Origin of the sequence: Pseudomonas sp. SZ57 (genome assembly GCF_009495975.1) — a bacterium.
GTDB classification, from domain to species: Bacteria; Pseudomonadota; Gammaproteobacteria; order Pseudomonadales; family Pseudomonadaceae; genus Aquipseudomonas; species Aquipseudomonas syringae.
Genome location: NZ_WIBD01000023.1, coordinates 131,423 through 145,066 on the forward strand (window position 1 = coordinate 131,423; position 13,644 = coordinate 145,066).

Consider the following 13,644-nt stretch of genomic DNA (forward strand, 5'->3'; position numbering starts at 1 on the left):
GGTAGCGCTTCCATGTCCTTCGCTGAGCAATTAACCCGCCTGCAAGTCTTCCTCGATGCAGATGAACTGCACGAAGAAGCACTGGACTACGTGGCCGCGCATGGCTACCTGACCGCTTTGTCCATCTGCGCCGAAGAGGTGCCGGAGCGCGAGTGGATCGACGCGCTGTTCTCCGAGACGCCGCAGTACAGCAGCGATATCCAGCGTGAAGAAATCGAAACCACGCTGTTGCTGCTCAAAGCACACATTGCCCGCCAACTGGCGTCCGATGAAGAGTTCGATCTGCCGTGCGATCTGGACCTGGGCGACGACCCGGATGATTCCGACCTGCGCGGCTGGTGCATTGGCTTCATGGAAGGCGTGTTCCTGCGTGAAAACGCCTGGTTCGAAAGTGCCGAGGAAGAAGTCAGCGAAATGCTCCTGCCGATCATGGTCGGTTCGGGCCTGTTCGACGAACAGCCGGAGTTCGCCGACATCGCTCAGGACGCCAACCTGATGGACGACATGATCGTGCAGATCCCCGAAGCGCTGACCGCCCTGTACCTGCTCTGCCAGGCACCCGACGAAAAGCCGGCGATCCTCAAGCCCCGCCATCACTGAGTCGGCGCCTATGGCGCAAGGCTCACCGCGCACCAGCCGTCATAAGTCGGTGCGCTATCTGCTTGTAGCGATTGGCTGGCTAAGCGTGGTACTGGGCGTGGTCGGTATTTTCCTGCCGGTGCTGCCCACCACGCCTTTTCTGCTGCTGGCCGCGGCCTGCTTCGCGCGCAGCTCTCCGCGCTTCTACGACTGGCTGGTCAACCACCCGCAACTCGGTCCGTGGATTCGTGATTACCTCGAAGGCAACGGCATCCCGCTCAAGGGCAAGGTCTACGCCATCGTCCTGATGTGGCTCAGCATCAGCCTGTCGTGCTACCTGGTGCCCTCACCCTGGGCACGCATCTTCATGCTGACCAGCGCAGTGCTGGTGACGATCTATATCCTCAGGCAGAAGACGCGCCCGCCGGGCGGTTGCGAGAGGTAGCGCCGAGTAAAGCCGACGCCACCGCAACACTCAGACAATCAGTTTTTTTTGTCCCTGGCGAACGCCGCTTCCAGCGCTTCGTTGAGGGTGCGCAACACCTTGACCCTGGCCCAGCGCTTGTCGTTGGCCTCGATCAATGTCCACGGCGCGATTTCGGTGCTGGTGCGATCCACCATGTCGCCGACTGCCTGGCGGTAGTCAGGCCACTTCTTGCGGTTGCGCCAGTCATCTTCGGTGATCTTGTAGCGCTTGAACGGGATCTTTTCGCGCGCCTCGAAACGCTCCAGTTGGGTCTGCTGATCGATGGCCAGCCAGAACTTGACCACCACAACGCCTGCGTCGGTGAGCTGCTCTTCGAAGTCATTGATTTCCGAATACGCGCGCTTCCAGTCCGACTCGCTGCAAAAACCCTCGACACGCTCAACCAGCACGCGGCCGTACCACGAGCGATCGAAGATGGTGAATTTGCCGCGCGCCGGTATCTGCCGCCAGAAACGCCACAGATACGGTTGCGCGCGCTCGTCCTGGGTGGGCGCGGCGATCGGTACGATGGCGTATTGCCGCGGGTCCAGCGCCGCCGCCACACGTCGGATCGCACCGCCCTTGCCCGCCGCATCGTTACCTTCGAACACTGCCAGCAGCGCGTGGCTTTTCATGCGCTTGTCGCGCATGTTGCCGGACAGCCGCGCCTGCTCGGCAATCAACTGCTGCTGATAGTCGTCCTTGCTCAGGTTCAGGCTCAGGTCGAGGCTGTCGAGCAGGGTCAGCTCGTTACTGTGAATCGCCAGCGGCCCGACCGTCAGCGCCGCAGTCTCGGGCTCGGCCTTGTTCAGCGCGGCCTGCATGCCTTCCAGCAACAGGCGGCCGACGGTCAGGCTACGGTAGTTGGCGTCCACACCCTCGATCACATGCCAGGGGGCGTATTCACGACTGGTGCGACGCAGGACCCGTTCGCCGAAGCGCACGAACTTGTCGTAGGTCCTGGACTGCTGCCAGTCCAGCGGGCTGATGCGCCAACTGTGCAGCGGATCATCCTTGAGGGTCTTGAGGCGCAGCTTCATCTGTTTTTTGGACAGGTGAAACCAGAACTTGAAGATCAGCGCGCCTTCATCGCAGAGCATCTTTTCCAGTCGTTCGGCACCGCTGATGGCCTGATCGAGCACGGCGTCCTTGAAGCGCCCGTGAACCCTGTCCTGGAGCATCTGGCTGTACCAGTTGCCGAAGAAAATCCCCATGCGGCCCTTGGCCGGCAATTGCCGCCAGTAGCGCCAGGCGGGCGGGTGAGCGAGTTCTTCGTCGGTCTGCTGATCGAAGGTGCGCACCTCGATCAGGCGCGGGTCCATCCACTCGCTGAGCAGTTTGACGGTCTCGCCCTTGCCCGCGCCTTCTATGCCGTTGATGAGCACGATGATCTGGCGACCAGCCTGCTCGTGCAGGTCTATCTGCGCTTCGAGCAACGCTTCGCGCAATTGCGGCAACGCTGCCTCGTAAGTCTCATCGTCAATGGCATGACCGATTTCAGCGGATTCAAACATGCACAGCTCCTGATTGATGTGGGCTCAGAGAACGCCTGATGGAGATTGTGACCATTGATTGCAGGCATCGGTCAATCCGCACATCCTTGATAGCACTTTTCTCTGCGCAGACGGCTAAAATGCCGCCACTGCCTTCGCTGAGCCCGACATGACCATTACCCGCCACGCCCAGATCGACTGGGACGAACACGGCAACCCGCGTTCCCGCGATTTTTCCGACGTGTACTTTTCCACCGAGTCCGGTCTGGACGAAACGCGCCATGTGTTTCTGGTGCAGAACGACCTGCGCCGGCGCTTCACCGAATTGCCGGATGACGGCCGGTTGATCATTGGTGAAACCGGCTTCGGCACCGGGCTGAATTTCCTCTGTGCCTGGCAGTTGTTCGACGAGTGCGCGCCCGCCAATGCGCGCCTGCAGTTCGTCAGCGTCGAGAAATACCCGTTGAGCCACGCCGACCTGCAGCGTGCCTTGGCGTTGTGGCCCGAGCTGTCGCCGTTTGCGGGTCAATTGCTCGATCAGTATGTGGCTGTGCATGAAGGCTTTCAGCGTCTGGTGTTCGCGGGCGGCCGCGTGACGCTTACGCTACTGATCGGCGATGCGCTGCAGATGCTGCCGCAGCTGGACGGGCAGATTGATGCGTGGTTTCTCGACGGCTTTGCACCAGCGAAAAATCCGGAAATGTGGACACCCGAGCTGTTCGCCGAACTGGCGCGACTGTCCACACCGGGCACCACCATTGGCACCTTCACCAGCACCGGCTGGGTGCGGCGTTCGCTGAATGCGGCGGGTTTCAAGATGAAGCGGGTGCCGGGCATCGGGCATAAATGGGAAGTGCTGCGTGGCGCGTTTATCGCCTGGCCCGAGGACGTGGCGCATCCGCCTGCCGCCAAACCATGGTTCGCCCGCCCCGCACCGATTGGCGGCGAGCGCAAAGCGCTGGTGATTGGCGCGGGGCTGGCCGGCTGCGCTACGGCTCAGAGTCTGGCGCAACGCGGTTGGCAGGTCAGCCTGCTGGAGCGCCACGCCGCACCGGCGCAGGAAGCATCCGGCAACCCGCAAGGCGTGCTGTACCTGAAACTGTCGGCGCACGGTACGGCGCTGTCACAGTTGATCCTCAGCGGTTTCGGCCATACACGAAGGCTGCTTGAACGCCTGCAGCGCGGAGTCGACTGGGACGCTTGCGGGGTGCTGCAACTGACCTTCGATGACAAGGAAGCGCTGCGCCAGAAACAACTGGCCGATGCCTTCCCCGAATCACTCCTGCACCTGCTGGAGCAGCCCGCGGCCGAAGCGCAGAGCGGCGTTGCGCTGAACAGTGGCGGGCTGTTTTACCCCGAAGGTGGCTGGGTTCATCCGCCTGCGTTGTGTCACGCACAGGCTGCGCACGCCAATATCAGCCTGATCACTCATCAGCAGGCACTGGAGCTGAGACGTGTCGATGATCAGTGGCAGGTCTGGAGTGACGAACAGTTGATCGACAGTGCTCCGGTCGTGGTGCTGGCCGGGGCAGCTGATATCCAGCAGTTTTCGCAGAGCGCCGACTTACCGCTCAAACGCATCCGCGGGCAGATCACCCGTTTGCCGCAGACTCAGGCCAGCACGGCATTGCGCAGCGTGGTGTGCGCCGAGGGTTATGTGGCTCCGGCGCGCCTGGGTGAACATACGCTGGGCGCCAGTTTCGATTTCAACAGCACCGATCTGACGCCGAACCTGGCCGATCATCTGGACAATCTGGGGCTGTTGCGGGAGATCTCGGAAGACCTCACCTCGCGCCTCGAGGCCGCCGATTTAGCGCCCGAGCAATTGCAGGGGCGCGCGGCGTTTCGCTGCACCAGCCCGGATTACATGCCCATCGTCGGTCCGCTGGCCGACCGTGGGGCGTTCATGCAGGCCTATGCCGCGCTGGGCAAGGACGCACGTCAGGTGCCGGACATCGCTTGCCCGTGGCTGGACGGCCTGTACGTCAACAGCGGCCACGGTTCGCGCGGGCTGATCACCGCGCCGCTGTGTGGCGAACTGATCGCCGCCTGGCTCGACAACGAACCACTGCCTTTGCCACGTAGCGTGGCCGAGGCGTGTCACCCCAACCGCTTTGCGCTGCGCGGGCTGATTCGGGGCGGCGGGAAGTAGCCTGAAAAGCAGGACCAACGTGGAGCATCGCACGACAGTTGAGATTATCGTTCCCTACGCTCCAGCGTGGGAATGCAGTTCTCGACGCTCTGCGTCGAAAAGAGGACGCAGAGCGTCCTGAACGGCATGACGACGCGGAGCGTCGCACGATAGCGGGCATCTACCCGCGACGCGCACGAGCTCAGGCGCTACTCTTGAGCGTCTGTCAGAACGATTGGGTTGCTCATGCTGCAAGTGCGAAACGTATTCAAGCGCTACACCACGGCACAGGGGCCGCTGGATGTCTTGCGTGGTGTCGATCTGCATCTGGCACAGGGCGAAAGCCTGGCGTTGATGGGTGAATCCGGCAGTGGCAAGAGCACCTTGCTGCATCTGGTGGCAGGCCTGGATCAGGTCGACGATGGCAGCATCGAGGTCGCAGGCCAGCGTCTGGACCTGATGAACGAAAGCCAGCTGGCCAACTGGCGGCGTACCGAGATCGGTCTGGTGTTTCAGCAGTTCAACCTGATCGGCAGCCTGAAAATAGCCGACAACCTGGCGTTTCAGGCCCGGCTGGCCGGGCGCGTTGATGCAGCCTGGCAGGCGCATTTGATCGAGCGCCTGGGCTTGACCGCGCTGCTGGACCGTTACCCCGAACAACTCTCCGGCGGACAGCAGCAACGTGTAGCGATAGGCCGCGCCCTCGCCTCCCGACCCGGCCTGCTGCTGGCTGACGAACCCACCGGCAATCTCGACGAAGCCACCAGCGACGAGGTGCTGCAACTGCTGCTGGATATCCTCGCCGACAGCCCTACCAGTCTGCTGATGGTCACCCATAGCCCGCGCGTCGCGCAGCGGCTGTCGCGCAAAGTAGTGCTGCATCTGGGGCGTCTGGCTGACGAAGGCAAACGCTGATGCGGGTCTTCTACTGGACGCTGCGCGCCCTGCTGAGCCATTGGCGCCGTCATCCGGTGCAGTTTTTCAGTGTGCTGACCGGCTTGTGGCTGGCCACCGCGCTGCTCACCGGCGTGCAGGCGCTCAATAGCCAGGCGCGGGAAAGCTACCAGCGTGCCAGCCAGTTGATTGGCGGCGAGCCGCAGACCCGTATCACCGCCAGCAGCGGCGGGCTGTTCCCGCAGGCGTTGTTTATCGAGTTGCGCCGCGAAGGCTGGCCCGTGTCGCCAATGCTGCAAGGCCGCATCGTGCTTCAAGGGCGTGAAGACCGTCGCCTGCAACTGATGGGTATCGAGCCGGTGACCTTGCCGCCCGGCTCGGCACTGGCCGGGCAGACGTTGAACGCCGAACAGGTCGTGGACTTTCTCACACCGCCGGGCATGACCTGGATTGCGCCGCAGACCCTGCAAGCGCTGGGGCTTGAGGAAGGCCAGCAGCCGCTGACCGAAACCGGCGTCGCGCTGCCCCCCTTGCACGCCAAACCCGACATGGCGCCCGGTGTTTTGCTGACGGACATAGGCTTTGCGCAACCGCTGCTGGGCCAGCCAGGGCAGTTGTCCGGAATGCTGCTGGCCAAGGATTTTGCCCGGCAGAACCCTGCGCTGCCGGCAGCCCTGAATGACCTGCTGGTGATCAAGAAGAGCGGCGAAGAAAACAATCTGGAGCGCCTCACCGAAAGCTTCCATCTGAACCTGAACGCACTCGGAGTGCTGTCCTTCATCGTAGGCCTGTTCATTGTCCACGCCGCCATTGGCCTGGCCCTTGAACAGCGCCGTGGCCTGCTGCGCAACCTGCGTGCCTGTGGCGTCAGCGCACGTCTGTTGATCGCTGCGCTGGGCGTAGAACTTGGGGCACTGGCGCTGTTGGGCGGTATTTTTGGCGTGGTCAGCGGCTATCTGCTGGCCAGCCTGTTATTGCCGGATGTCGCGGCCAGCCTGCGCGGCTTGTACGGCGCGGAAGTCGCCGGCCAGTTGAACCTCAGTCTGTGGTGGTGGCTGAGCGGTATCGGCCTGAGTCTGCTTGGCGCGTTGCTGGCCGGTGCCAACAGCCTGTTGCGGGCTGCGCGCCTGCGGTTGCTGGCACTGGCCGATGCCCAGGCATGGCAGCAAGCCCATGCGCGGTGGTTGCAGCGCCAGGCGTGGGTGGCGGTGCTGGGCGCGGTGGTTGGCGTGAGTGCGCTGTTGTTCGGCACCAGTCTGATGCTGGGGTTCGTGATGATGTCCGCCCTGCTGCTCAGTGCCGCGCTGGCCTTGCCGGTTTTGCTGAACGCCATGCTTGGCGGTCTGTTGAAGCGCAGCCGCTCGGTGCTTGGGCAATGGTTTCTGGCGGATTGCCGTCAACAGTTGCCCGCCCTGAGCCTGGCGCTGATGGCCTTGTTGCTGGCGATGGCCGCGAACATCGGCGCAGGCAGCATGACCTCGGGCTTTCGCCAGACATTCAACAGTTGGCTGGAGCAACGCCTGACCGCTGAACTGTATGTCAGCCCGCAGAACCCCGAGCAGGCAGGGCCGCTGAACACCTGGCTGAACCAGCAACAGGATGTCAGCGCCGTGCTGCCCAACTGGCAGGTGCCGGTGCAAGTCCAGGGCTGGCCTGCGGACCTGTTTGGTGTGATCGATCACGGCACCTATCGCCAGCACTGGGCGTTGCTGGAATCCGTCGCTGGTGATCCGTGGAATGTTTTGCGCGATGAAGACACGGTCATGCTCAGCGAACAACTGGCACGCCGCCTGCAACTGGGGCTGGAAGATACGCTGAGCATCCCGGTGCCCACTGGCAAGTGGACCCCGCGCATCGTCGGGATCTATGCCGACTATGGCAATCCCAAGGGCCATCTGCTGGTCAATGCCCGGCACCTGCTTGCCCACTGGCCGCAATCGATGCCGGTGCGTTTCAACCTGAGGGTCGATCAGGCGACAATCCCGTCGCTGGTCACCCGGCTGCAAGCGCGTTTCAAGCTGGACGATAGTCACATCATCGATCAGAGCCAGCTCAAGGGTTGGTCGAGCCAGGTCTTTGAACGTACGTTTGCCGCCACTGCCGCTCTCAACAGCCTGACACTGGGCGTTGCTGGCGTGGCGCTGTTCATCAGCCTGCTGACTCAAAGCCAGAGCCGCCTCGGGCAGCTCGCCCCGTTATGGGCGCTGGGCGTCACGCGACGGCAACTGATGCTGCTCAACCTGGGGCAGACCTGGCTGCTGGCGGTCCTGACACTGGTGCTCGCGCTGCCACTCGGGCTGCTGCTGGCCTGGTGCCTGGATGCGGTGATCAACGTTCGGGCCTTTGGCTGGCGCCTGCCGCTGCAGGTGTTCCCGCTGCAACTGCTGCAATTGATGGCGCTGGCGATGCTGGCGACCTTGCTGGCCTCGGCCTGGCCGCTGCTGAAGCTGTACCGCAGCCGTCCAGCGGATCTACTCAGGACATTCGCCAATGAACAGTAAATGGCTGATGCCGCTGGTCCTCGTCGGGCTGCTCGCTGCCTGCGACGACAAACCACAACCTGAAAGCGGATTCGCCGGACTGGGCAATACCGCCGACAGTTACGCGCAGGTGACGCCGGGCAAGGTCTTTACATTCCCGCAAGACCACGGCCAGCATCCCGGCTTTCGTATCGAGTGGTGGTACATCACCGCCACCCTCAAGGATGACGCGGGCCAGCAGTTCGGCGTGCAGTGGACGTTGTTTCGCAATGCCCTGCGCCCCGGCCAACAGACTGGCAGCGGCTGGAATGACGGCACGATCTGGCTCGGCCATGCGGCGGCGACTTCAAGCAGCGGTCATTATGTGGCGGAGCGTTATGCGCGCGGCGGCATCGGTCAGGCCGACGTGACGCTGGCCCCCTTCTCGGCGCGGATCGATGACTGGGCCTTTACCAGCAATGTTCACAGCGGTGATCCGCTGACTGCCATGCAGCTAAAGGCCAGCGGCAAGGACTTTCGCTACGACCTGAACCTGACATCCAGCAAACCGCTGGTGCTGCAGGGCGAACAGGGCTACAGCCAGAAATCGGAGGCGGGCCAGGCGTCGTACTACTACAGCCAGCCGTTCTTCGACGCCAAAGGCAGCGTGGTCATTGAGGGCAAAACACATCAGGTCACCGGTAAAGCGTGGCTGGACCGGGAATGGAGCAGCCAGCCACTGACCGCCAACCAGAGCGGCTGGGACTGGTTTTCGCTGCAACTGGCAGATGGCGATCGCCTGATGCTCTATCGCATCCGCCACAAGAACGGTGCCCCCTACCTGACCGGTAACTGGATCAGCGCCGACGGCACCACCCGGATGCTGCACGCCAACGAGATCAGCCTTGAGCCATTGAAAGAAACCTCGATCGGCGAGCATAAAGTGCCCACGCGCTGGAGAGTCAGGGTCCCCGACCGAAACCTGGACATCACCACCAACGCGCTGAACCCGGCCGCCTGGATGGGCGTGAGTATTCCCTACTGGGAGGGGCCGGTGAAGTTCAGCGGGAGCCAGGAAGGCGTGGGGTATCTGGAGATGACCGGGTATTGAGCACTCCGACTGGCCGTCACGCTCTGCCCAGTTTTTCCAGCGCCGCGTCGGCCAGGAAGGTGGAACGACTCTTGATGCTGTGATCCCGTACATAGCGATCGATCTGCTTGATCACGAAACCAGGCAGTGTGACGTTGACCTTCTCCGTCTTGCCAAGATAAGGCGTTACGTCAATCTCGATCATGCCCCAGCCCATTCCGGCGAAATCGGCATTCCTGGCGTGCTCGGCAACCGTGCCGGCCTTGGGTATGGTTCCACCACCAGTTGCTATTTCCTGCAGCATGATATGAGCAATCTCAACCGCCGCAGCGTGGGCTTCCTCGAACGTATCGCCAGCTGTTACGGCACCGGGAATATCGGGAATCTGGATACCAAACGCCGTGGTGTCGTTTCCCCATTCTATGCACATTGGGTATTTCATTTTCTTTCTCCAACAGGGTGTCAGGGCAAAACTGGACTAAACCAGCCCGGCAAGCTTTTTGATGGCCCGCACCGTTCCGACTGGCAAATCTTTCTTGGGATGCGGCGCGGGGACTGTCTGAAGTTTTTCGGGATGCTTGAAACTAGGGTGACTGCCAGAAACACGATCCAGAACCCATCCATCTGCTTCAAGCTCCGTTATCAATTGCCTGCTCTGCCCCCCCACCTCCGTGTCATTCGACGTAAAAAATATAACTCTGGGCGCATGTTAAAAAAATACAAAAAAGGTACCCAGAGTTATCTTTTTTATTCCTTCACAACTTATTTCGTGAAGGCGAGCTCGTGTTTGCTTTGCTCGAAAAACCCGCAAGCCAATGCAGCCCAACCAGCTGAAAACAAACGCTTATAACTTTTTGATCTAAAACTACCATGCCCTCACTGGGTCAGTTTCTGGGTGACTGCACTTTCTCAGTCACCTCCCCAACGGAAACCCGGTAAGGACTTATGTGCGGATTAGCAGGTGAATTACGTTTCGACCATCAACCAGCGGACCTAGCCGCTGTTGAGCGCATTACCCATGAGCTGGCGCCTCGCGGCCCGGATGCGTGGGGGTTTCACAGCCAGGGGCCGGTTGCCCTTGGTCATCGTCGCCTGAAAATCATGGACCTGTCGGACGGCTCGGCGCAGCCGATGATCGACAGCAATCTGGGCCTGTCCCTGGCCTTCAACGGCGCGATCTACAACTTCCCCGAATTGCGTGCCGAGTTGGAAAGCCTTGGCTATCAGTTCCATTCCGGCGGTGACACCGAAGTGTTGCTCAAGGGCTATCACGCCTGGGGCGCAGACATGCTGCCCAAGCTCAATGGCATGTTCGCCTTTGCCATTTGGGAACGTGACAGCAAGCAGCTGTTCATCGCCCGTGACCGCCTCGGCGTCAAGCCGTTGTACCTGTCGAAAACCGACAAGCGCCTGCGCTTCGCGTCCTCGCTGCCTGCCCTGCTCAAGGGTGGTGACATCAGCGGGATGCTTGATCCGGTGGCGCTCAACCATTACCTCAACTTCCATGCGGTGGTGCCTGCGCCGCGCACCTTGCTGGCCGGCGTCGAAAAACTTCCGCCCGCCAGCTGGATGCGTATCGACGCCAGCGGCAAGGTCGAACAGAAAGTCTGGTGGACCCTGCCCTACGGCCCGCACGAAGACGAGAAAAACCTCACCCTCGAAGACTGGCGCGACCGCGTACTGGACAGCACGCGTGAAGCGGTAGCGATCCGTCAGCGTGCTGCAGTGGACGTCGGTGTGCTGCTGTCCGGCGGCGTCGACTCGAGCATGCTGGTGGGCTTGTTGCGTGAAGTGGGTGTCGAGGACCTGTCGACCTTCTCTATCGGCTTCCAGGATGCCGGTGGCGAGCGTGGCGACGAATTCCAGTATTCCGATCTGATCGCCAAGCACTACGGCACGCGCCATCACCAGTTGCGTATTCAGGAACGCGAGATCATCGAGCAGTTGCCTGCGGCGTTCCGCGCCATGAGCGAACCGATGGTCAGCCACGACTGCATCGCCTTCTACCTGCTGTCACGTGAAGTGTCGAAACACTGCAAGGTGGTACAGAGCGGCCAGGGCGCTGATGAGCTGTTCGCCGGTTACCACTGGTACCCGCAAGTCGACGGCGCGAGCGATCCGGTGGCGGCCTACCGCGATGCATTCGTCGACCGCAGCTACGCCGAATACGCCGAGACCGTGCAGCCGAAGTGGCGCACTGCCAATGACGCAGCCGGTGATTTCGTTCGCGATCACTTTGCCCAGCCAGGCGCCAGCGCCGCCGTCGACAAGGCCTTGCGCCTGGACAGCACGGTGATGCTGGTCGATGACCCGGTCAAGCGTGTCGACAACATGACCATGGCCTGGGGCCTGGAAGCGCGCACGCCGTTCCTTGACTATCGTCTGGTCGAACTGTCGGCTCGCATCCCGGGTAAATTCAAGCTGCCGGACGGCGGCAAACAAGTGCTGAAAGAAGCCGCGCGCATGGTCATTCCTTCGGAAGTGATCGACCGCAAAAAAGGCTACTTCCCGGTGCCTGGCCTCAAACACCTGCAGGGCGACACCCTTAACTGGGTGCGCGAGTTGCTTACCGACTCCAGTCAGGACCGCGGCCTGTTCAACCCTGCCATGGTCGACAAGCTGCTGACCAACCCCGAGGGCCAGCTCACGCCATTGCGCGGCTCCAAGCTGTGGCAACTGGCAGCGCTGAACCTTTGGCTCAGCGAACAGGGACTGTGATCGATGAAACAGAACGCGACGACTTATAGCCAGCGCCTGTTGCGCGGCCAGTCGCCCTCGTACGAACGTCTGCAGGCACGACTCGCTGAAGACGGTAGCCAGATAGATGCAGACCCTCTGGCGCTGCACTGTGGCTGGGGACGTTTGCTGATCGGTCACACCTACCCTGATCCGGCCGCACTGGCTCAGGACCTGCTCAACGAAAAACCTGGCGAGCGCGACATCGCCCTGTATGTGGCAGCGCCGCAACAGGTGTTGGCGCAATCGCCGCAGCAGTTGTTTCTCGACCCGTCGGACACGCTGCGTCTGTGGTTCAGCGATTACCGCCCGGCGCAGCGTGTGTTTCGCGGCTACCGCATTCGCCGTGCGCACAATGAAAACGACTGGCAGGCCATCAACAACCTGTATCTGGCGCGCGGCATGTTGCCCATCGATCCCGAGCTACTGACCCCGCGCCACGAAGGTGGCCCGGTGTATTGGGTGGCCGAGGACGAAGGCAGCAAAACGATCATCGGCAGCGTGATGGGCCTCAATCATCAAAAGGCCTTCAATGACCCGGAGAAAGGCAGCAGCCTCTGGTGCCTGGCCGTCGACCCGCAATGCACGCGGCCGGGTGTCGGCGAAGTACTGGTCCGGCACCTGATCGAGCATTTCATGAGTCGCGGCCTGAGCTACCTTGATCTGTCGGTGCTGCATGACAACGATCAGGCCAAGGCGCTGTACGCCAAATTGAATTTCCGCAACCTGCCGACCTTCGCCATCAAGCGCAAGAACGGCATCAACGAGTCATTGTTTCTCGGCCCTGGCCCGCAGGCGGACTTCAATCCGTATGCGCGGATCATTGTCGAGGAAGCCCATCGGCGCGGCATTGACGTGCAGGTGGATGATGCGGATGCCGGGCTGTTCACCCTCAGCTATGGCGGTCGTCGCATACGCTGCCGCGAGTCTTTGAGCGATCTGACCAGCGCGGTGAGCATGACCTTGTGTCAGGACAAGAGCCTGACCCATCGTGCCCTGAAGGCCGCCGGCCTGCGCCTGCCCGCACAGCAGAGGGCGGGCAACGCAGACGATAATCTGGCGTTCCTCGAAGCGCACGGGCAAATCGTGGTCAAGCCGCTGGACGGTGAACAAGGCCAGGGCGTTGCGGTTGATCTGCGCACCATTGACGACGTGCAGAGCGCCATCGAACAGGCCCGCCAGTTCGACACTCGCGTGATTCTGGAAAGCTTTCATGAAGGCCTGGACTTGCGCATCGTGGTGATCGGCTTTCAGGTCGTGGCTGCGGCGATACGTCGTCCGGCTGAAATCATCGGTGACGGCCGACATACCATCAAACAGTTGATTGAAGCCCAGAGCCGACGCCGCGCTGCGGCAACGGATGGCGAAAGCCGTATTCCGATGGATCAGGAAACCGAGCGCACCGTGCGCGAGGCCGGTTTCGACTATGCAGATATTCTGCCGATGGATCAGCGCCTGGCCGTGCGCCGTGCTGCCAACCTGCACACCGGCGGCTGCCTGGAAGATGTCACGGCCATTCTGCACCCGGTACTCAGCGACGCCGCGGTGCGTGCCGCGCGGGCGCTGGACATCCCGGTCGTCGGCCTGGACCTGATGGTGCCGGCAGCCGATCAGCCTGAATACGTGTTCATCGAAGCCAATGAACGCGTAGGGCTTGCCAATCACGAACCACAACCCACCGCCGAACGTTTCGTCGATCTGTTGTTTCCGCACAGCCTGCCTGTGCATATCTGATCGCAGCTGCGGGCACGGCTGCAAACGGCGCATCAGCCTTTGCAGCCCGTGGCTTGCAACTG

Annotated in this window: 11 protein-coding genes; 8 read left to right on the top strand and 3 right to left on the bottom strand. The window is 61.8% G+C overall.

The window, feature by feature from the left end; all coding sequences use genetic code 11:
• The first annotated feature begins 12 nt into the window (after positions 1 to 12).
• Positions 13 to 600 (top strand): YecA family protein, encoded by a 588-nt coding sequence (locus GE543_RS20365; protein WP_003412674.1) that lies wholly within the window; start codon positions 13 to 15, stop codon positions 598 to 600.
• Positions 601 to 610: 10 nt separating this feature from the next.
• Complete coding sequence (locus GE543_RS20370; protein ID WP_153222238.1) at positions 611 to 1,024, top strand: YbaN family protein; 414 nt, start codon at positions 611 to 613, stop codon at positions 1,022 to 1,024.
• 38 nt (positions 1,025 to 1,062) lie between these two features.
• On the opposite strand, the gene pap is transcribed toward GE543_RS20370, so the two are convergent.
• Positions 1,063 to 2,559, bottom strand: a complete 1,497-nt coding sequence (gene pap / locus GE543_RS20375; RefSeq protein ID WP_153222239.1) for a polyphosphate:AMP phosphotransferase — start codon at positions 2,557 to 2,559, stop codon at positions 1,063 to 1,065.
• A gap of 148 nt (positions 2,560 to 2,707) precedes the next feature.
• Here pap and mnmC point away from each other — a divergent pair, with 148 nt between their 5' ends.
• The 4 genes from mnmC (at position 2,708) to GE543_RS20400 (ending at position 9,133) form a co-directional block, all read left to right on the top strand.
• Entirely contained in the window at positions 2,708 to 4,690 is a 1,983-nt protein-coding gene (gene mnmC / locus GE543_RS20380; protein ID WP_153222240.1) for a bifunctional tRNA (5-methylaminomethyl-2-thiouridine)(34)-methyltransferase MnmD/FAD-dependent 5-carboxymethylaminomethyl-2-thiouridine(34) oxidoreductase MnmC, read from the top strand.
• A gap of 225 nt (positions 4,691 to 4,915) precedes the next feature.
• A complete protein-coding gene (locus GE543_RS20390; RefSeq protein ID WP_004394289.1) occupies positions 4,916 to 5,584 on the top strand; it encodes an ABC transporter ATP-binding protein in 669 nt (222 codons plus the stop codon).
• The gene (locus GE543_RS20395; protein ID WP_153222241.1) at positions 5,584 to 8,064 is read left to right on the top strand and encodes an ABC transporter permease; all 2,481 of its coding nucleotides are present in this window, start codon (positions 5,584 to 5,586) and stop codon (positions 8,062 to 8,064) included. The genes GE543_RS20390 and GE543_RS20395 overlap by 1 nt, the downstream gene beginning before the upstream one ends.
• The gene (locus tag GE543_RS20400) at positions 8,054 to 9,133 is read left to right on the top strand and encodes a lipocalin-like domain-containing protein (RefSeq protein ID WP_153222242.1); all 1,080 of its coding nucleotides are present in this window, start codon (positions 8,054 to 8,056) and stop codon (positions 9,131 to 9,133) included. The genes GE543_RS20395 and GE543_RS20400 overlap by 11 nt, the downstream gene beginning before the upstream one ends.
• A 16-nt stretch (positions 9,134 to 9,149) precedes the next feature.
• Here GE543_RS20400 and GE543_RS20405 read toward each other — a convergent pair whose 3' ends face one another.
• The gene (locus GE543_RS20405; protein WP_153222243.1) at positions 9,150 to 9,554 is read right to left on the bottom strand and encodes a type II toxin-antitoxin system HicB family antitoxin; all 405 of its coding nucleotides are present in this window, start codon (positions 9,552 to 9,554) and stop codon (positions 9,150 to 9,152) included.
• A gap of 36 nt (positions 9,555 to 9,590) precedes the next feature.
• Entirely contained in the window at positions 9,591 to 9,779 is a 189-nt protein-coding gene (locus tag GE543_RS20410; protein ID WP_371927213.1) for a type II toxin-antitoxin system HicA family toxin, read from the bottom strand.
• Positions 9,780 to 10,057: 278 nt separating this feature from the next.
• Between GE543_RS20410 and GE543_RS20415 the strand changes: the two genes are divergently transcribed.
• Positions 10,058 to 11,830, top strand: a complete 1,773-nt coding sequence (locus tag GE543_RS20415) for an N-acetylglutaminylglutamine amidotransferase (RefSeq protein WP_003402540.1) — start codon at positions 10,058 to 10,060, stop codon at positions 11,828 to 11,830.
• Between the two features lie 3 nt (positions 11,831 to 11,833).
• A complete protein-coding gene (ngg, locus tag GE543_RS20420; protein WP_003412693.1) occupies positions 11,834 to 13,582 on the top strand; it encodes an N-acetylglutaminylglutamine synthetase in 1,749 nt (582 codons plus the stop codon).
• The last annotated feature ends 62 nt before the right edge of the window (positions 13,583 to 13,644 follow it).

What these genes read in the sequence shown, in the direction of transcription:
- GE543_RS20365 (WP_003412674.1), top strand. Translation starts at nt 13, where the DNA reads ATGTCCTTCGCTGAGCAATTAACCCGCCTGCAAGTCTTCCTCGATGCA.
- GE543_RS20370 (WP_153222238.1), top strand. Translation starts at nt 611, where the DNA reads ATGGCGCAAGGCTCACCGCGCACCAGCCGTCATAAGTCGGTGCGCTAT.
- pap (WP_153222239.1), bottom strand. Translation starts at nt 2,559, where the DNA reads ATGTTTGAATCCGCTGAAATCGGTCATGCCATTGACGATGAGACTTAC.
- mnmC (WP_153222240.1), top strand. Translation starts at nt 2,708, where the DNA reads ATGACCATTACCCGCCACGCCCAGATCGACTGGGACGAACACGGCAAC.
- GE543_RS20390 (WP_004394289.1), top strand. Translation starts at nt 4,916, where the DNA reads ATGCTGCAAGTGCGAAACGTATTCAAGCGCTACACCACGGCACAGGGG.
- GE543_RS20395 (WP_153222241.1), top strand. Translation starts at nt 5,584, where the DNA reads ATGCGGGTCTTCTACTGGACGCTGCGCGCCCTGCTGAGCCATTGGCGC.
- GE543_RS20400 (WP_153222242.1), top strand. Translation starts at nt 8,054, where the DNA reads ATGAACAGTAAATGGCTGATGCCGCTGGTCCTCGTCGGGCTGCTCGCT.
- GE543_RS20405 (WP_153222243.1), bottom strand. Translation starts at nt 9,554, where the DNA reads ATGAAATACCCAATGTGCATAGAATGGGGAAACGACACCACGGCGTTT.
- GE543_RS20415 (WP_003402540.1), top strand. Translation starts at nt 10,058, where the DNA reads ATGTGCGGATTAGCAGGTGAATTACGTTTCGACCATCAACCAGCGGAC.
- ngg (WP_003412693.1), top strand. Translation starts at nt 11,834, where the DNA reads ATGAAACAGAACGCGACGACTTATAGCCAGCGCCTGTTGCGCGGCCAG.